This is a genomic window from Streptomyces sp. CNH287, from assembly GCF_000424825.1.
Genome location: NZ_AUKQ01000011.1, coordinates 1 through 19,458 on the forward strand (window position 1 = coordinate 1; position 19,458 = coordinate 19,458).

At 71.2% G+C, this 19,458-nt stretch carries 8 protein-coding genes; all 8 read left to right on the top strand.

Going from position 1 to position 19,458, the window contains the following annotated elements:
* Window positions 1-322 (top strand): integrase core domain-containing protein (locus H299_RS0111535; RefSeq protein ID WP_027748533.1); only part of this gene is annotated, 322 nt, incomplete at its 5' end.
* A gap of 980 nt (window positions 323-1,302) precedes the next feature.
* Complete coding sequence (locus H299_RS0111540; RefSeq protein ID WP_037758717.1) at window positions 1,303-2,877, top strand: TIGR02677 family protein; 1,575 nt, start codon at window positions 1,303-1,305, stop codon at window positions 2,875-2,877.
* Window positions 2,874-4,109 carry a TIGR02678 family protein gene (locus H299_RS0111545; protein ID WP_027748535.1) on the top strand — a complete coding sequence of 412 codons (1,236 nt, stop codon included), beginning with the start codon at window positions 2,874-2,876 and terminating at the stop codon, window positions 4,107-4,109. Before H299_RS0111540 ends, H299_RS0111545 begins: the two co-directional genes overlap by 4 nt.
* Window positions 4,106-8,278, top strand: a complete 4,173-nt coding sequence (locus H299_RS33590; protein WP_051262361.1) for a TIGR02680 family protein — start codon at window positions 4,106-4,108, stop codon at window positions 8,276-8,278. The genes H299_RS0111545 and H299_RS33590 overlap by 4 nt, the downstream gene beginning before the upstream one ends.
* Window positions 8,269-9,621 carry a TIGR02679 family protein gene (locus H299_RS33595; RefSeq protein WP_078512655.1) on the top strand — a complete coding sequence of 451 codons (1,353 nt, stop codon included), beginning with the start codon at window positions 8,269-8,271 and terminating at the stop codon, window positions 9,619-9,621. Before H299_RS33590 ends, H299_RS33595 begins: the two co-directional genes overlap by 10 nt.
* Window positions 9,609-10,790, top strand: a complete 1,182-nt coding sequence (locus tag H299_RS0111560; protein ID WP_027748536.1) for a serine/threonine-protein kinase — start codon at window positions 9,609-9,611, stop codon at window positions 10,788-10,790. Before H299_RS33595 ends, H299_RS0111560 begins: the two co-directional genes overlap by 13 nt.
* A 161-nt stretch (window positions 10,791-10,951) precedes the next feature.
* The gene (locus H299_RS0111565; protein WP_027748537.1) at window positions 10,952-13,891 is read left to right on the top strand and encodes a DEAD/DEAH box helicase; all 2,940 of its coding nucleotides are present in this window, start codon (window positions 10,952-10,954) and stop codon (window positions 13,889-13,891) included.
* A complete protein-coding gene (locus H299_RS0111570; protein WP_027748538.1) occupies window positions 13,888-19,419 on the top strand; it encodes a hypothetical protein in 5,532 nt (1,843 codons plus the stop codon). The genes H299_RS0111565 and H299_RS0111570 overlap by 4 nt, the downstream gene beginning before the upstream one ends.
* The last annotated feature ends 39 nt before the right edge of the window (window positions 19,420-19,458 follow it).

Here is a 19,458-nt window from a genome sequence, read left to right on the forward strand (position 1 = left end):
CTCCGATGCCGGTTCGCAATACACGAGTTTCCGACTCGCCGAGCACCTGGACGCCGCCGGCATCGCGGCCTCGATCGGCTCCGTCGGCGACGCCTACGACAACGCCCTCATGGAGTCCACGATCGGCCTGTTCAAGACCGAGCTGATCAAACCCGGGCGACCCTGGAGGACGCTCTCCCAGGTTGAGCTGGCCACCGCGGAATGGGTCGACTGGTACTGCCACCGCCGACTCCACGGTGAAATAGGGCACATCCCACCCGCCGAGTACGAGACCAACTACTACTTCATGGCCACGAAACCCCAGGTCACAACCACAAACTGAAGTCTCTACCGAACCCGGAACGGTTCACTCTGACCTGGGCTTTTCCGTGATGCGCTCAGGCCGACCTCTTCCCGATGACCCACCACATGGAGTGCGTCGCCATCCTGGAGCCCGCTTCGAAGCGCTCCTGACCTGCGGTTGTCCCGCCGAGGAGTTCCGCCCCTCCTGCTGATCGGCCTACCGAGCCGGAGAGGTCGGGACCTGGCGGGGTTTCCACGCTCTCCGCACACGAGATGCGGCTGGGATGGGCCCCCTGCACACCCGGGGCCAGTGTGTTCCCACGACGGTGAATCGTGGGTGGCCCAACGTGATCCCACCACGTCGCGCGCGCCGCCTCGTACGAAGTCCGCGGTGGGCACAGGACATGTGCCTACCGCGGACTTCGGCGCTTCTCCCGGGGTAATTCCGCTGTAATGTCCGTCTGGGTGGCTGTGCGGGCCGCTGGTAGTCACGCAGCGGCTTGCCGGGTTTCGGGCGAATCGAGTCAGGGTCCGGCGTCGAACGTACTTCCCACTCGATCGGCCTTTCGTGGTTCAGCGAAGGGGCAGGCGGTCTCCGTCTGGCCCCGGGCGAGGGAGTGCACCAGAAGGTTCCGGGTCGGCCATACTCGGTGGCTGCCGTGCTGGAGACGTAGGCCGCACGAGACTCTCCGAAGGGCTGGCTCTCGGCCGCGAAGAAGCAGCTGACCTGCCTGGTTCCTGGAAGGTTCAACCACGCACCTGCGTGATGACCCACCACGTGCAGTGCGTCGCGATCACCTGCGTCCGCATGGCCGCACGCGATGGTCGCCTCCAGGTACGCGTCGAGCGGGTGGCGTCGGGCGGTCCGATGGTCGAGGCCGTCGCGACGTGCCCGCTCGGACCTGGCCCCTTTCGTCGGCGTCGCGTTCTGCGCGCCTCCCCAGCCGTGGTGTGAGATTCAGCCAAGCGCTCGGACCCCCTGTTCTCGGGAGCGTTCGCGGCACGACAAAATGGCTGCCGATGACTGACACAGCCGACGGTCTGGCCGGTGAACCGAACGGGTTCGGCCCCTTTGTCCACCTCGCTGTGCAGAACACGGCGCTCTACCGCCAGGTGATGCGGGCGTTCGTCACGGCCAAGGAGCGCTTCGCCGTGCACCTGCGCCCCGAGGACGTGCACGCCGTGCTGCCTGGGGAGGTGCGGCCCGGTGAACTCGACGGGGTCGTCAAGGCCCTGGACAAGCTGGTGGAATGGGGAAACCTGCGAGCCGACCCCGATACGGGCCGGGTCGCCGCCGTCGAGGACTTCTACCGCAAGCGGTTCATCTACCAGCTCACGCGAGCCGGGGAAGCCGCTGAGGAGGCCCTTGCCGCATACGACGAGGCGCTCGGGCGGCGCGGCGCCCTCCAGGCCGTCGCCTTGCACGACATCGTCACGCAACTGCGGGCCCTTCTCGTACTCACCGGCGACGCGCAGCCTGATCCCGGCAAGGCACATCTCGCGCTCGACGCGCTCGCGAGCCGGTTCGCCGCCCTCGCGGACAACGCGCGCGCCTTCATGGGCTCGCTCCAGCGCACCATTGATCTCCACGAGGTGGAGGAAGAGGTCTTCCTCGCCTACAAGGATCGCCTCATCCAGTATCTGGAGCGCTTCATCCAGGACCTGATCACCTTGGGAGGGCGCATCGCCCAGCTGATCCTGGAGCTGGAGGAACCGGGCCGGATCGAGGTCCTGCTCAGGGCTGCCGCCGGGCGGGAGGCCGCCGATGCCGCGCCCGAGGAGGCGGAACACGCCGCGCGGGAGGCGTACGCGCACTGGGCCGGACGCTGGGACGGGCTCGCGGCGTGGTTCCTCACCCGGAACGGTCGTGAGTCGCAGGCCAGGCTGCTGCGTGGCCGGGCTCTGGGAGCGATCCCGCAGATGCTGGCAGTCGTTCGTGCGCTGGGGGAGCGCCGGGCCGGGCGCTCCGACCGTTCCGCCGACTTCCGCACGCTCGCCCGCTGGTTCGCCGAGACCTCCGACGACACGTCACGGCACCGGCTGTGGCGGGCGGCCTTCGGGCTCTATCCCGCCCGCCACCTCACCATCGACGCCGACACCCTGGCCGCCCGCGTGGCCGCTCCGGTTCCCGCCGCCACTCCCTGGGCCGCCGCGGAGCCGCTGCGGATCAGCCCTCAACTGCGCCGCACCGGGAGCTACGAGCGGCGGGGCAAACCCCGCAAGGTCGAGGGCCGTCAGGAGCTGCGTCGCCACCTGGCCGAGGTGGCCGCCAAGCAGGTTGCCGAGACGGCAGCGGCCCGGGCCCGGCTGGTCACGGACGGAACGGTCCGGCTTTCCGAACTGAGCGATCTCGACCCGGCGTCCTTCGGGCTCTTCCTCCAGTTGCTCGGCGACGCACTGGCAACGTGGCGGCCCGGTATGCGGCACACCGTGGCCACCAGCAATGACGGCGCCATGGAGATCCGGCTCAGCGCACTGACCGACGGATCGGCGGCGGAGATCCGGACGCCGTCCGGCACGTTCCACGGGCCTGATCACCTCATCGAGATCGTCGACCTGACCGAAGGCGTGACGCACAGGGCAGGCGAGCGATGATCACGCCACTGGCCGAGGTCCTTGAAGGACAGCACGCCGCGGATCTCCGCAAGGCGGCCCGCGCCCTTCTGAAGCAGCCCCTCCTCCTTTCCCACGGCAGGCACGCGGACGAGTTCCGCCTCGTGCGGCGGCACGCTTCCGAACTCCGCGAATGGTTCGACCGCAACACCGGCTGGCTTCTCCACGTGGATGCCGAGACCGCCCGGCTGCGTAAGATCCCCGGTGTCCTCGACGACGCGACGCACCCCGCTCGCGAGGCGACCCGGTCTGCCGCTCCCTTCACCCGCCGCCGCTACGTCCTGCTCTGCCTGGCCCTGGCAGCCCTGGAGCGCGGCGAGTCGCAGATCGCCCTCGGCCGTCTCGCCGATCAGGTCGTCCTGGACGCGGCCGATCCCCATCTCGTCGCGGCAGGCGTGCAGTTCACCCTGGACCGCCGAGACGAGCGTCTCGACCTGGCCGCGGTGGTACGGCTCCTGCTCAGTCTTGGCGTACTGCGCCGGGTCGCCGGAGACGAGGACGCGTATGTGAAAGGCGCCGGCGACGTGCTGTACGACGTCGAACGGCGGGTGCTGGCGGGACTGCTCGCGACGCGTCGCGGCCCCTCCACCGTGCAAGCCGACAGCCTTGCCGACCGGCTGGCGCAGCTCGTCGCCGAGACGGCCCTGGACAGCGAAGAGCTGCGCTTCCGCGCGGTGCGGCAGAAACTCACCCGCAGACTCCTGGACGATCCGGTGCTCTACTACGACGAGTTGAGCGACACCGAACTGAGCTACCTCACCCGGCAGCGGGGGTTCCTCACCGCCCGCGTGGCCGACCTGACCGGTCTGGTTCCCGAGATCCGGGCCGAGGGCATCGCCATGGTCGACGCCGAGGACGACCTCACCGACGTCCGGATGCCCGAGCAGGGCACCCACGGACACATCACCCTGCTGCTCGCGGAGCACCTTGCCAGGGCGGGCGGGCCCGTCACCGCCGGCCAACTCGCCCAGCGAGTACGGGAACTCGCTGCCGAGCACGGCGGATTCTGGGCCAAGACGGCGCGGGAGCCGGGCGTGGAGGCAGAACTCGTCGAGCAGGCCGTGGCCCGGCTCGCCGCCCTCGGCCTGGTCTCCCGTACCGCCGAGGGGGCCGAACCCCGCCCCGCCCTGGCCCGCTACGCGGTCGGTGCGCCTGTCGTGCGCGAAATCGGCAACGCACGCATGCCGACACAAGGAAAGGCCGGTCAGGCATGACCACCGCACATCCCGAACCGCTCCGCTCCCGCTGGCAGCCCCTGCGGATCGGGCTCGTCGATCTCTTCCACTACGACGTCGAGGAATTCCACTTCCGCGACGGACGTCTGCTGCTGCGCGGAAACAACGGCACCGGCAAGTCCAAGGTGCTCGCGCTCACTCTGCCCTTCCTGCTCGACGCCGATCTGAGCCCGCGCCGGGTCGAACCGGACGGCGACCCCGGTAAACGGATGGAGTGGAACCTCCTGCTCGGCGGTGAGCACCCGCACTCCGAGCGTCTCGGCTACACCTGGATCGAGTTCGGCAGACTCGACTCGGCTAGCGGCGAGGCTCACTTCCGCACACTGCTGTGCGGCCTCAAGGCGGTGAGCGGGCGGGGCATCGCCCGACACTGGTACGCGGTCACCGGCCAACGCGTCCACCACGGCTCCGACACCCCCGCGGAGGGTTACCTGAGCTTGGTCGACGCCACGGGCACGGCGCTCTCGCGGGACCGTCTCGTCGAAGCCGTCGGCAGCCACGGCATGGTGTACGACCAGGCCAAGACCTACCGCCGAGCCGTGGACGAGGCGCTCTTCGTGCTTGGCGAGCAGCGGTACGGTGCCTTGGTCGACCTGCTCGTCCAGCTGCGTCAGCCCCAGTTGTCCAAGCGCCCCAACGAAGGGGCCCTGTCCCGCGCGCTCACCGAGGCCCTGCCGCCGGTGGACCAGGCCGTCATCGCCGACGTCGCCGAGGCGTTCCGCTCGCTGGACGAGGAGAAGGACGAACTGGCGGCCGCCTCCGCCGCCGAACGTGCAGCCGCCGGCTTCCTGGAGCACTACCGGCGCTACGCCCGCATCGCCACCCGCCGGCGCGCCCGCCTGCCGCGCGTCGAGCACTCCCGCTACGAGCATCGCCAACGGGAACTCGCCGAGGCACAGGCTCAGCAGGCCAGGGCCGAGGAGGAGCGGGAGGCCGCGGCGGAGTCGACCGGCATGCTGGAGGAACAACAGGCCAGGCTGCGCGCACAGGACGCCGCCCTGCGCGAAGGCCCCGAGATGCGCAGCGCCAGGGAACTCGGCCAGGCACACCAGGAGGCGGAGCGAACGGCGCAATCCGCGGAGCGTGCGCGGAGCGACCGGGACCAGGCGGTCGGCCTGCACGCCCGGAGCCTGGATCGGCTCGGTGCCGCCGAGAGTCGTCTGCGGTCGGCCGCGCAGCACGTCACCGACACCTATGGACAGGCGGCGCAGGCGGCTGCCGCCGCCCGGGTCGCCCTGCCCGGCGAGGACGGGCTCACCGCGAGTGAACTGCGCAGCTCCGCCGAGGAGTCCATGGAGCGGGGCCGACGTGCCCTCTCCCATGTCGAGGGCCTGGCCAAGGCGGCCGCTCGTGCTGCCGAGGAGCGGCGCACGCAAGCCCTCCGGCTCGATGAGGCCGATGCCGACCGGGCCTCCGCCTCCGCCGTGCTGGAGCTGGCCGAGGAGGAGGTGGCGCACACCGGCCGGGCACTGCTCGACGAGGTCCGTACCCGCGCCCGTGGCTGGACCGAACTCGCCTATCCGGACGAGCCGGGGCTGCTGGACGAACTGAGTGAGTGGGTCGGTCGTCTCGACGGTCCCTGCCCGGCGCGGGCCGAGGCTGCGCGCGCCCACAGCGCCGCGTCCGCCCGCCTGGCCGAGCAGGCCGCCGAGACCTCCCGCCGCCGGCGGGAACTCAACGAGCAGGCGGACGGGCTGCACCAGGAGCTGGCCGCGCTGGAGGCCGGGGTGCGCCGTCCGCCGCAGCCGCCCCACACCCGTGCCCCTGGTCTGCGTGAGCGGCTGACCGGCGCCCCGCTGTGGAGGCTGGCGGATTTCCACGAAGGGCTCCCCGAGGGGGAACGCGCCGGTCTCGAAGCGGCGTTGGAGGCGTCCGGACTGCTGGACGCCTGGGTACTCCCCGACGGCGTGGTGCTCGCGGCCGACAGCCATGAGGTCCTGCTCGCTCCTGCCTCCGGACCGGTCCGGGGGCCCTCGCTCGCAGGGTTGCTGCGCCCGGCCATGGACCCCGAGGACGCCGGGGCCGTGGCCGTGGGGGAGGGCACGGTGGCCCGGCTGCTCGCCGCGATCGGTGCCGGACCGGGCGCTGCCGGACCGAGCGGTGCACAGGCAGACGCGACGGGTGGTGAGGCCGGAACCTGGGTGGCGGTGGACGGACGCTTCCGGTTGGGTGCGGTCACCGGCCGGTGGGCCAAGGCCGCCGCCGAGTACCTCGGTGAAGGTGCGCGGGAGGCCGCCCGGCGGTCTCGTATGGCAGTACTCCATGCCGAACTCGGCCTGGTCCAGGAGGAGTCGGCGGCCGTCGCGGATCTGGACGCCTCCGTGACCGCCCGGCGTGGCGTCCTGGACACCGAGCTGGCGCAGGTACCCGACGAAGGCCCCCTTACGCGGGCCCACGCGCGGGTGGCGGCCGCCGCCGAGGCCCTGCGCCGGTTCGCCACGCGGCGCGAGGAGCGGGCCGCCGCCCTCCGCGCGGCGGCTGAGCGAAGCGAGCTGGCCGCGGCCGAACTCGCGGAAGCCGCCGGGGACCTGGGACTGCCCGCCGACCACGAAGGGCTGGGCGCGGTACGGGACGCGCTCGCCTCCCTGGCCGAGCGGCTGGCCGCCCTCTGGCCCGCGTTGCGGGAACGCGGCGAGGCCGCCGTTCAGGCGGAGGACGAACGTACCGAGGCCGGACAGGCGGCGGAGCGGGCAGCGGTGCTCACCGAACGCGGGAGGGAGTCGGAGCGGGAGGCGGCGCTGGCCGACGAACGCCTCACCACATTGCGCGCCACGGTCGGCGCAGCCGTCGCCGAGCTCCAGCGCCTGCTGGAGCAGACGGCGGAGGCACTGCGCACCTGCGAGAAGGAGCAGCGCCTCAGCCGCACACGCCATGCCGAAGCCGACCGGGCGGCTGCCAGGGCCGAGGGCCGCATCGAGCAGTTGCACGACGGGCTCAGGGAGGCGGCCGAGGCGCGCACGGAGGCAATCGCCGCACTCCAGCGGTTCACCGGGACGGGTCTGACGGCCGTGGCTCTGCCGGAGGTGCCCGTGCCCGCCCAGGACGGCGAGGCCTGGGCGGCCACCCCCGCCATCACGCTGGCTCGCGCCCTCGACGCGGGTCTGTCCGCCACCGACGACTCCGACAGCGCCTGGGAGCGGGTGCAGCGCCGGCTCAGCGAGGAGCTCAAGACTCTTCAGGACACACTGTCCCGGCACGGGCACAGCGCCTCCGCCCGGATGGTGGAGGACGCGATGGTCGTCGACATCGTCTATCAGGGCCGCGCGCGGGCCGTACCGGAACTGGCCGACGCGCTGGCCGTCGAAGCCGGGGAACTCGCCCGCATCCTGTCCGCACGGGAACGGGAGATCCTGGAGACCCATCTGGTCACCGAGGTCGCGGGCACGCTCCAGGAGTTGATCGGGGCGGCGGAACGCCGGGTACGGGACATGAACGTGGAGCTGGAGGAGCGGCCGACCTCCACCGGCATGCGGCTGAGGCTGGTATGGCGAGCATCCCGCAAGGCTCCCCCCGGGCTCGCCCAGGCCAGGGACCGGCTGCGCCGGTCGGCTGACGTCTGGAACGCCGAAGACCGCGCGGCGGTCGGCGAGTTCCTCCAGGAGCAGATCGCGCGTCAGCACACCGACGACGTGTCGGGCAGTTGGCTGGAGCACCTCACCGCCGCACTCGACTACCGGGCCTGGCACGAGTTCGGCGTCGAACGGCACCAGCAGGGCCGCTGGGTCCCGGCCACGGGCCCCGCGTCGGGCGGCGAGCGGGCGCTGGCCGTCTCCGTGCCGCTGTTCGCCGCCGCGTCCTCCCACTACGCGAGCGCCGGCAGCCCGTACGCGCCGCGCCTGGTCACCCTCGACGAGGCATTCGCAGGCGTGGACGACGACTCCCGCGCCAAGTGCCTGGGGTTGCTGCACGCTTTCGACCTCGACGTCGTGATGACCAGCGAGCGCGAGTGGGCCTGCTACCCCCAGGTGCCCGGCATCGCCATCGCCCAGCTGTCCCGGATCGACGAGGTCGCGGCGGTGCTCGTCACCCGCTGGGAGTGGGACGGCACCCGCAGGCTGCGCGGTCCGGACCCGGTGCGCCCCGAGGACCAGGCGATCCCCCGGCCGAGCACCGAAGCGCCCGCAGGGGCGGAGCGGCTGTGGAACTGACACCCGGCACGGCGGTGACCGTCGACGAGGTACGGCTGCGCAGACTGCTGGGCGCCCCTGGGCTCGACTGGCTGGTCGACCGCGCACGCCGACGCCTGGAACGCGGGCAGCCGCTCACCGGACCGGTCTCGCTGAGCGCACCGACTGAGGGACAACGCGCGGCTGCCGAAACGTTGTTGGGGCGGGCCCCCGGCAGCGGCCGGTCCCTGTCCGTACGGCTCGACGCGGTGGACGGCCTGCTGCGCCGCTCCGGCATCAGCCCGGCAGGACTGGCCGCGGCCGTGGTGGTGCTCACCGGGCCGGTCACGCACCTGGGCCCGGCCCGTGCCGAGGAAGCGCGGGCGTGGCAGGAGGCGTACGTTCCGGTGGACGCGCTGGCGGCACAGGTCCCGGCCCTCCAGGGCTGGGCCGACCGGCTCCGGAGTGACGGGCTGGTACGGCGCCTCGCCCGCACCCCGGCGGAGGCGGCCGAACTGCTCGGACGGGCCGCGATCGCCCTGCGCGCTCTGCCGAAGGAACCGCCGGTATCGCTGCCCGCCTTCTCGGTCCGCCTTCTCGGCGGTGCGCACGCCCTGGACGACGGAACGCCCCTCTCCACCCTCACCCTCTCCGGTGTCCGGGCGCTGACCGGCTTTCCGGACGGCGGCGGCGCACAGTGGCGACGCGACGCGTGGGCTTCGGCAGGACTGCTGCGTGACGAACTCTCCTCCACCGTGCTCACCCTGAATCTGCGGGGCACACCCGCCCTGGACTGGGCGGCCGACGTGGGCGAGCCCGCCGTACTGACCCTGCGGCAGCTGACCCGGCACCCGCCGCTCTGCGCACCGCCGACGGTCCGGATCTGCGAGAACCCCGCTGTTCTCGCCGCGGCGGCCGACACGTACGGCGCGGGTGCCGCACCCCTGGTCTGCGTGCAGGGGCAGCCGTCCGCCGCCGCCCTCGTCCTCCTGCGCCATCTCCACACCGGCGGCGCCCGCTTGCGCTACCACGGCGACTTCGACTGGGGAGGTCTGCGTATCGCGGCGTCCCTGCTGCGCCGCGTTCCCTGGCGCCCCTGGCGCTACACCGCCGCCGACTACCGGGCCGCTGTGTGCGCGCTGCCCGAAGGCCCGCCCCTGACCGGGGCGCGGGCCGACGCCCCGTGGGACGCGGACCTGGCGGACGCCTTGGAGGCCTCGGGCGTGCAGGTGGAAGAGGAAGCGGTACTGGACGACCTGCTCTCCGACCTCGGACAGGGGGCGCCACAGGGGGAGGACGTTGACGCGAAACCCCCTGGATACACTCTGCGGGCGACCGAGATCCACCACCGCGCAGGGGAGGCCCGCCACCCGTGGAGCCATTGAGGGACGACGATCCGCGGACCATCGGCGCGTACACGCTGGCGGCCCGGCTCGGCGCGGGCGGCATGGGGCAGGTCTACCTCGGGGAGTCACCGGCCGGACATCTGGTCGCCGTGAAGGTGATCAAGCCGTCGGTGCTCGACGAGGACAGCAGGGCCCGCTTCCTGCTCGAAGTGGACAGCCTCAAGACGGTCTACGGGCCGTTCATCGCGTCCTTCGTCGCTGCGGACGCTCACGCGGAGCGCCCCTGGCTGGCCGTCGAATTCGTCAACGGGCCCGACCTGCTGGCCCAGGTCACCGGCCACGGCCCGCTGCCGCTGGTGGAGACGGCCAGCCTCGGGGCGCTGCTCGCCGAAGGGCTCGGGACCGTGCACGAGGCGGGGCTGCTGCACCGTGACCTCAAGCCGCAGAACATCCTGCTCGCCCCGACCGGCCCCAAGGTGATCGACTTCGGGCTCGCGGTGCTGGCCGAGCGGCGCTCCACACTGACCGCCACCGGCGTGGTCGTGGGTTCCGTCCTGTGCATGCCGCCGGAGCAGACTCAGGGCGAACACCGCCTTGACCAGGCCGCGGACGTATACGCCCTGGGGGCGGTCCTGCTGTACGCGGCCACCGGCCACTACCCCTACACCGGCACCAGCTGGCAGGCCATCGCCCGGCGGATCGAGGACCCCGCCGTCCTGCCCGACCTGACGGGCCTGCCGCGCCAGCTGCGACCGCCGATCTCCGCGATGCTGGCCCTGGACCGCGCCGACCGGCCGACGCTGCTCCAGGTCACCGAGCTGCTAGTGCACGTCATGACAGGCCGGGGAGTCACCCCTGTACAGGCCAAGCACCGGCTCACGGCACTGGCTCCCGAGGCCGCGCCGCCGGTGCCCCCACCGTCGCCCGAGCCGCCGCGTCCTTCCGAGGACAGGGCTGGCTACACCCCGACCATGACGGACGTCGCCGTGCGTGAGGACGACGAGACGCCGTGGCAGGACGATGTTCCGCCGACGCGGGAGGACGGCCGACCGCACGAGGACGGCGACGCCGACGGTGACGAGGACGCCCCGGGGAAGCCGCAGGCGAGCGAACCGGCCCGGCCGAGCCGGCCGGGTCCCCGGCTCGCCGCGCCACTGCGGATCGCCGAGCAGCTGAGGGTCGCGTACGCGAGCGACGCGCGTTTCTGAGCAGCCGCCCGCACCTCCCTCCTGGCGCGAGCCCGTGCGCGGTGTTCTGGACCGGACTCCTCTCGCCCGCATTCCGGCACGGTCCTCCCGCACCCCGTGAAAGACTTCGCGCGTACGGAATCACGCCGCATTTCCCGGTACGAACAACGGAGTGACCACGGGTGGCAGAACAGGGACAGACGCGGTTTCCGCCTGGGGCCCAGATCCTCGTCCGGGACGAGGAGTGGCTGGTTCGGACGGCCCGTCGGACCGACTACGACGGCGACCGGATCGAAGCCACCGGTGTCTCGGAGTTCGTCCGGGACGAGGAGGCGGTGTTCTTCACCGGCATCGACACCGTCGAGCTGCTCGACCCGGCGAGGACGCGCCTGGTATGCGACACCTCCTCCTACTTCCGGCGCGGGCGCCTCTTCCTCGAAGCCGTCCTGCGCAAGACCCCGCTGCCGCAGACCGAGCGCGGGCTCGCCCTGGCCGACCGCTTCCTCCTCGATCCGCTGCCCTACCAGCAGCGCCCCGCCGAGCTAGCCCTGTCGATGCGCAACCTGCGCCCCCGCATCCTGATCGCCGACGTCGTCGGCCTGGGGAAGACCCTCGAAATCGGACTCACCCTCGCCGAGCTGATCCGCCGGGGCCGCGGCGAGCGGATTCTCGTGGTGACCCCGCAGAGCGTGCTGGAACAGTTCCAGCACGAGCTGTGGACGCGCTTCTCGATCCCGCTGGTACGGCTCGACTCGCTGGGCATCCAGCGCATCCAGCGCGAGATCCCCGCGGGCCGTAATCCGTTCACCCACTACAAGCGCGTCATCATCTCCGTCGACACGCTCAAGAACATCGGCCAGTACCGGCACCACCTGGAGCGCATCCAGTGGGACGCGGTCGTGATCGACGAGTCCCACAACCTCATCAACCAGGGCAGTCAGCGCCGCGCCCTCGCCGAGACGCTGACCCCGCGCACCGACGCCCTGCTCCTCGCCAGCGCCACCCCGCACAACGGCGACAAGCGCTCCTTCGCCGATCTGGTGTCGCTGCTCGACCCCGCCGCCATCGCGGACCGTGACCACTACGACCCGGCCGGCGACCTCGGACACCTCTTCATCAGGCGTACGAAGATCAGTCCCGAGGTCCGCAACGGCATCGGCACCGAGTGGGCGGACCGCGGCCCCACCCGCTCGCTGCACTGCCCGGCGAACGAGGCCGAGGAGCGGATCTTCGCGGAGCTGACCGAGCACTGGCTGCCCGCGCCGTCCGGAAGCAGCGAGTTCGGCACCGCGGGGGAGGAACGGACCTCGGTGAGCACCGATCCGCTCTTCGCCTACAACGTCCTGAAGACGTTCCTCTCCTCCCACCTGGCCCTGCGGGAGCTGGTCGACCGGCGCGTCACCGCTCTGGGTAGACGGGCAGCGGACAGGGCGGCCGGGGGCGAGCGGCCGGACCCGGCGATCGACGACGAGCAGGCCGCCCTGGTCCGGCTGCGCGGCCTCATCGCCGGGATGGGGGACGGCACCGCACCGGGCGACTCCGCCAAGCTGGACACCCTCGTCGAACAGCTGGCACAGATCGGCGTCGGGCCGCGCAGCGACACCCGCGCGGTGATCTTCTCCGAGCGGGTCGAAACCCTCAAGTGGCTGGCCGAGAAGGTACCCGCGCGCCTCGGTTTCCCTCCCGGCGAGGACGGCGGCCACCCTGCCGTGCGCCTCATGCACGGCGGGATCGCCGAGGAGCAGCAGCGCGTGATCCGCGAGGAGTTCAGCCTCGCCGGTGCGCCGGTCCGGCTGCTCTTCGCCGGTGACCTCGCCTCCGAGGGGGTCAACCTGCACCGCCAGTGCCACCATCTGATCCACTACGACATCCCGTGGTCCCTGATCCGCATCGAGCAGCGCAACGGACGCATCGACCGGTACGGCCAGCGCCACGAGCCGCAGTTCCGCGCACTGATCCTCACCTCCGGCCGGCCGGGGGCCAAGGACGACCGGACCGTCGCCGAGAAGCTGCTGGCCCGTGAGGAGGAGGCCCACAAGCTCAGCGGTACGGCGGAGGCGGAGACCGGCTACTACCGTGCCGACGAGGAGGAGCGCCGCCTGATCAGGGAACTCATGGAAGGCGGCACGGTCGAGGACTTCCTCACCTCCGCACCCGCCGCGGACGACGCCGACCTGGCGGGGCTGTTCGGCCAGGTCGACACCATCACCGCCGAGGAACTCCCGGACCGCGCCGAGGTCCCCTCGCTGTTCGACGGCGACACGGCCGCCTTCGTCGACACCGCCCTCGCGGAGCTGTACGAGGGCCGTGCCGAGGATGCCGTCGGCCTGTCGCGCAGCGAGGACGCCCAGCAGCGCCCGTACTTCTCGCTGTCCCCGGAGAAGGCCCCCGACCTGCTGCGCCGCCTCAAGGCCCTGCCGCCCTCCTATCTCAAGGAGCAGAAGGTGGCCGAGCGCATGATCCTCTCCTTCGACCGCGGCCTCGCCCAGGACAAGCTGACCGAGGCGCGCGAGGCGACGGACACCATCTGGCCCACCGTCTCGTATCTGAGTGACATCCACCCGGTGGTGGAGTGGCTCACCGACAAGGTGCTGGTGCAGTTCGGGCGGCAGGAGGCGCCGGTGATCACCTCCCCGTACGTGGATCACCCCACCTTCCTCATCCAGGGCATCTGCTCGAACGCGCTCGGCCGCCCCACGGTCGTCCGGTGGATGGCCGTCAGCGCCGACCCCGACGCCCCCGTGGGCGAGATGACCGAGGCCCTGCGCGCGGCGAAGGTCCGGCCCGACCTCGCCCGGACCGGTGACCCGGGTGATCTCGCACACCTCCAGTCCCTGGTGCCGACGGCGGTGGCACGCGCCCGCGCGCACCTGGAGACGCACCAGGAGAACTGGGCCCGCCAGATCAGCGGCCCGCTCGCCGCCTACCGCGACCGGCTGGCCGGCTGGCGTCAGGACTCCCTGGACTCGCTGTCGGGCGAAAGCGCCCGGCGCAAGCGGCAGGTCGAACAGACAGCGGACGAACAGGCGAACCTCCTGGACCAGTTGCACACCACCGGCCTCCCGCTGCTGCGAGTCCTCGCGGTCCTGGACCGGCCGGCCCCGGACGGAGCACTGACGTGACGTACGACTCGCTGGTCAACCACGGCGACTACCTCTCCGCGCACTACCTCGCCGCAGTCCTGCCGAAGGATCTCAAGGCCAAGGACGGCCTGCTCGCCCGGTGGACCGAGGCCGAGGAGCGCGAGCGGCGCGCCCACAGCGCGGCCGTCGCCGAGGCCAAGGCCGCCGGGCGCGACCCCGCGACCGTCCCGCCGCGCGCCCGCACCCCTCGCGAGGGTCTGCGTGCGCTGCACGGCACCTATTTCGCCTCCCGCGCCGACTTCGCCCGGGACGCGGAGGCCCTCGCCGTACCGGACGCGCCGGTCCCCGCGGACTGGGCGAAGCGCCTCACCGAACTGCATCTGGCGACGCTGCGTGCGCTGGGCTTCGCCGAGGCCCACGAGCAGGCCGTCACCCTGCACCGCTCGGGCCACGACCACCCGGTCCAGGCCCTGCACACCGAGCCCGGCTTGATCGCCGTCTCCTGCGGCTGGACCGACGCGCCGGACGCGGCCCTCGACCCGGAGGGCGCGGGCCGCCTGCTGCACCCGGTGGCCCTGGAGGCATCGGCCCGCCTCACCGACGCGAAGGCCCTGGCGGACTTCCTCTTCGAGTGCGACGAGCCGCCGCGCTACGTCCTGATGCTGGTCGGCGGCGTCGTGGTGCTCGCCGACCGTCTCGCCTGGCACGAGGGCCGCTACCTCGCCGTCGGCCTGGACGCCGCCCTCCACCGCCGCGACGTGCGAGGCGGCGGTGAACTCGACACGATCGCCGCGCTGTTCGGCGCGGACTCGCTGCGCCCGCCGGAAGGGGGCGGCACGGCGCCGCTCGCCGGTTTCGTCGACAAGTCCGGCAAGCACGCGGTCGGCGTCTCCACCGAACTGCGCGAGGGCCTGCGCCTGTCCGTCGAGTGGATCGCCAACGAGGTCCTGGCGCGCCTGCGGGACCAGGGCGTCACGCCGGAGCAGATCGACGAGCCGACCCGCCTGGCCAAGGAACTCGGCCGCGAGTCGCTGCGCTATCTCTACCGCGTCCTGTTCCTGCTGTACGCGGAGGCTCAGCCCTCACTCGGCATCCTGCCGGCCGACGACCCCGAGTACGCCCAGGGCTACGGCCTCCAGCGCCTCGGCGATCTCGTCGTCCGCGACCTGGTGGGTGAGCGCTCCCGGCACGGATACCACCTGTACGAGTCGCTCGACCTGCTCTTCCGGCAGGTCCAGACGGGCCATCGGGAGTTCGGCAGCGAGCCTGAGGACCAGGCGGCCCAGGCCGCCGACCGGGCGGCCACCGAGGCCGAGCGGGAGGCCGCCGCGCTGCTCGCGTCCGGAGACATCACCGGGGACGAGTGCGCGGAGCGCGTCCGCGAGGCCGACCGCGCCCGCCGGGCCGCCGCACGCAGCGCCGATGTCGGCCTGCGCTTCGAGCCGCTGCGTTCCGACCTCTTCCGGGGTGACGCGGTACGCCTCATCTCGGCCGACCAGATCGAGAACCCGGCGTACGAGGAGGGCTCGGGCCTGCCCGAGTTCCTGGACACGCGGCTGCGCAACGAGACCCTGCACAAGGTGCTGCGCCGCCTGATGCTCACCCGGGGCAAGGGGCGCGACCGCGGCGGCTTCATCTCGTACGCACAGCTCGGCATCAACCAGCTCGGCGCCGTGTACGAGGGCTTGATGTCCTACACCGGCTTCATCGCGGCCGAGGATCTCTACGAGGTGGCCAAGGGCGGCGACGCGTCCGGCGGCAGCTGGATGATCCCCGCCTCCCGGGTGCAGGACTACCCGGACGAGGTGTTCGTCGCGCGCCCCCACGAGGAGACCGGCCGACCGCAGCGCGTCGTTCACCCCAGGGGCTCGTTCGTCTACCGGCTGGCGGGCCGGGACCGTCAGACGTCGGCCTCGTACTACACGCCGAAGTCCCTGACCGAGGTCACGGTCGAGCTGGCGCTCAAGCACCGCCTCGACCAGGACGGCACGCAGACGTCGGCAGCGGAACTCCTGGACTGGAAGATCTGCGAGCCCGCGCTCGGCTCGGGCGCGTTCCTCAACGAGGCCATCGACCAGGTGGCGGCGGAGTATCTGCGGCGCAGGGAAAGGGAGTCGGGCCGCCGTGTCGATCCGGAGGCGCGCCCCGTCGAACTCCAGAAGGCCAAGGCGTACATCGCCCTTCACAACGCCTACGGCGTGGACCTGAACGCCACCGCTGTGGAACTGGCCGAGGTCTCGCTCTGGCTCAACTCCATGCACCCGGGCATGCGCGCACCCTGGTTCGGCCTGCACCTGCGGCGCGGCAACTCGCTGATCGGCGCGGGCCGCAAGGTGTACGGGGCGGACGCGCTGCCGCACGGCCAGTGGCTGTCGAGGAGTGCTCCGCTGCCGCCCACCGAACTCCCCTTCCGGGACGGCGGCTTGCCGGAGGGCGCGGTGCACCACTTCCTGCTGCCCGCACTCGGCTGGGGCGCGGTGGCGGGGGAGGCCGAGGCGAAGAGGCTGGCACCGGACCAGGCGAAGGCGCTGGGGCAGTGGCGCAAGGGGGTGCAGAAGGCGCCCAAGTGCAAGCCGTTCCAGGAGCGGGAGGACGAGCCGCACGACAAGCGGCAGGCACGCTACGCCAAGTGGGAGAAGGCGGCGGCCAAGTCCGAGCTGGGACGGATGCAGGCGGTGGCCCGCCGGGCGGAGTTCCTGTGGAGCCTGGTCGCCAAGCGGCTCGAACTCTCCGAGCGGAAGATCTCGCGCCGCATCGACGTCTGGGGTGCGGACTGGCTGGAACCTGCCGGCGAATCCACCGACAAGCAGCGCGTCCTGGACGACCTGACGGCGGCGGGCACGCCGTACTGGCGGCTGAAGACGGTCATGGACGCGTGGTGCGCGCTGTGGTTCTGGCCGCTGGACCAGGTGGGGCTGCTGGACGGCACGGACGCGCAGTACGCGGCGGGCGGCGGGGCGTCCGAGGCGGCGCCCGGCTCGGAGGCCGGGGAGGCGGAGGAGGCTGCGGAGCGGGAGGCTGCGGAGCCGGAGGCCGCCGCCCCGAGTGGCCCTGCGCCGGGCGACCTCGCCTGGCGGGCGGCCGGGCTCTTCGACGACCCGGACGGTGAACAGGACGAGTTGGGCGCGGCCGGGGGCAGTGACGGCGGCTTGGAGATCAAGCGCCTGACGATCAAGGGGCGCAAGGCGAGCGGCCGGAAGTCCGGAATCGCGGAGGACCGGCGGCGCCCCGTCATCCCGCTGAAGACGTGCGCCGACTGGCTGGAATTCCTGGAGCTGACCCTGGGCACGAAGGACGCGGACGCGGGTTCGTTCCTGGACGGCTTGGACGATCTCTCGGTCGACGAGGCGCTGCCTTTACTGGAGGGGTACGAGCGCAGTCTGGACGGCGTGCTGGGCATGGACTCGCCGTTCAAGCTGGCCGAGCGCTTCCCGTGGCTGGACGTGGTCGAGGACATCGCGGGCACGACCGAGCGCGACATAAAGACGGAGGACGGTCACGGCTTCTTCCACTGGGAGCTGCACTTCGCGCACATCTTTCGGGGTGAGCGCGGCGGATTCGACCTCCAGGTCGGGAACCCGCCGTGGGTGCGGCCGGACTGGGACGAGGCTACGGTTCTCGCGGAGTTCGAGCCGTGGTTCAAGCTGGCCGAAAAGCCTTCGGCTGAGCGGTGGCGTGAGCGCAAGGACAAGGCGCTGGGGGAGAAGGGGCGGCTAGGGACCTATTTCGCGGAGCTGGCTGCCACGGTGGGAACTGCGACGTTCCTGAGTGATGCGACGACCTACCCCTTGCTGGCGAGGACTCGCCCGGACCTGTACCGGGCGTTCATGTGCCAGGTGTGGCGACACGCAGGGGGTGCAGGAACCGCCGGACTCGTTCATCCAGACACCCATTTCGGTGGAGTGAAGGAAGGGCGACTACGGGAGGCCGCGTACCGGCATCTACGGGTGCACGCGCATTTCTCGAACCGGCGCGGAATTTTCTCGGAGATCCACGCGAATACCGAGTTCGGTGTTCAGATCTATGGAGTGGATCAGGAGCCCCGCTTCACCCACCTCAGCTGGCTCTTCGATCCGACAACGCTACGGGACTCTTTCGAGCACAACGGCGAGGGAGAACTGCCGGGCATCAAGTCCGGCGGTCAGTGGGAACTCCGCTCACACCGAGAGCGGTTGATCGAGGTTGATGGGGAACTGCTCACGCAGTGGCATCGGCTCGCAGGCGAGTCGGCAATCCCGGACCGTCAGGCGGCTCTGCTCTATCCCGTGACCACTGACGAGGAGGGGGCAATCGCCGCTCTGTCCGCAGTCGTGGTCCGGCTTGGCCAGCACGAACCGCGAATCAGCCAGGGTTACAACGAGACGAACGGGAAAAAGGACGGCTTGATCGCCTGGGACACTTCGCATCCCGACTCCCTGCCTGAGTTGATCCTGCAAGGCCCCCACTTCGGGATCGCGGCTCCTGTGAGCAAACAGCCGAACATTCCGTGCCGGACCAATCGGGACTGGTCGAGTTGGGACTACACGAATCTACCTGCTGACACCTTGCCGCGCACCAACTACGTGCGAGACTGCGATGTGGAACGCTATCGGGGGGTTCAGGACCGCTGGATGGACAGGGCGCGGCTGAACGTTGACTGGCAGCCCACGGTTGAGCAGTGGGCGAAGCGTGGTGAGGTGCTCGGAGAGGCGGAACTCAAGCTTTCCGAGGAAGAACAGCAAGAGCTGCTGCGGAAGCGGCTGTGGTGGTTCCGGCCATACACAGAGTTCTATCGGTTGGCGTGGCGGCGCATGATCGCCTTCGATACAGAGCGAAGTCTTTTCGCTGCGTTGATTCCGCCAGGTCCTGCACACGTGGACGCTGTAAACTCGATGGCCTTGACGAATAACTCCGACACTGCGGTGAACGCGGGGTTCTGGTCTTCCCTGCCCGTCGACTACGTGCTCCGAATCACGGGCAGATCAGACTTGAGAGTCGCCGAGGCTCACAAGATGCCCTACGCCGACCCCAGTCATCCTCTTGCGGGCGCTTTGCTGCTCCGTACCCTTCGACTCAATTGTCTAACCGAGGCTCACGCCCCGATCTGGGCAGAGCTTTACGACCGGGCCTGGCCAACTTACGAGAACTGGGCGGTGAAGTGGCCGAGGCTCCTGCCGCTCTCGGAGCACCTCACGCCAGCTTGGGGGTTGGCCACCCCGTTGCGTACCGAGTACGAGCGCCGGGCGGCTCTTGTCGAGATCGACGCATTGGTTGCGGTATGGCTCGGGGTGACTGCCGACCAGTTGGTGGCGCTCTGCAAGGGGCGCTACCCCATCCTCACCGACTATGAGGAGGTCACCTGGTTCGACGTCAACGGGCGCAAGTTGACCGGGAACCACCATGCTTACGGCCACGGCCAGACGAAGCAGGACTACGAGCAGTTCGTCGCCTACGACAAGGGCGAGCGTCCCGAGCCGCCGGACGGCTACACCGCCCCCTTCTACAAGGCCAACCGCGAGGCGGAGATGCGCGCCGCGCACGCCGTCTTCGAGGAGCGGCTGCGGAAGGCGCAAGAAGGCGGGGCGTAAGGAGAGCGCCCTGCCCGGGACATGTGTCCGGACAGGGCG

Coding starts and splice junctions, on each gene's coding strand:
- H299_RS33590 (WP_051262361.1), top strand. CDS start 4,106: ATGACCACCGCACATCCCGAACCGCTCCGCTCCCGCTGGCAGCCCCTG.
- H299_RS0111545 (WP_027748535.1), top strand. CDS start 2,874: ATGATCACGCCACTGGCCGAGGTCCTTGAAGGACAGCACGCCGCGGAT.
- H299_RS0111540 (WP_037758717.1), top strand. CDS start 1,303: ATGACTGACACAGCCGACGGTCTGGCCGGTGAACCGAACGGGTTCGGC.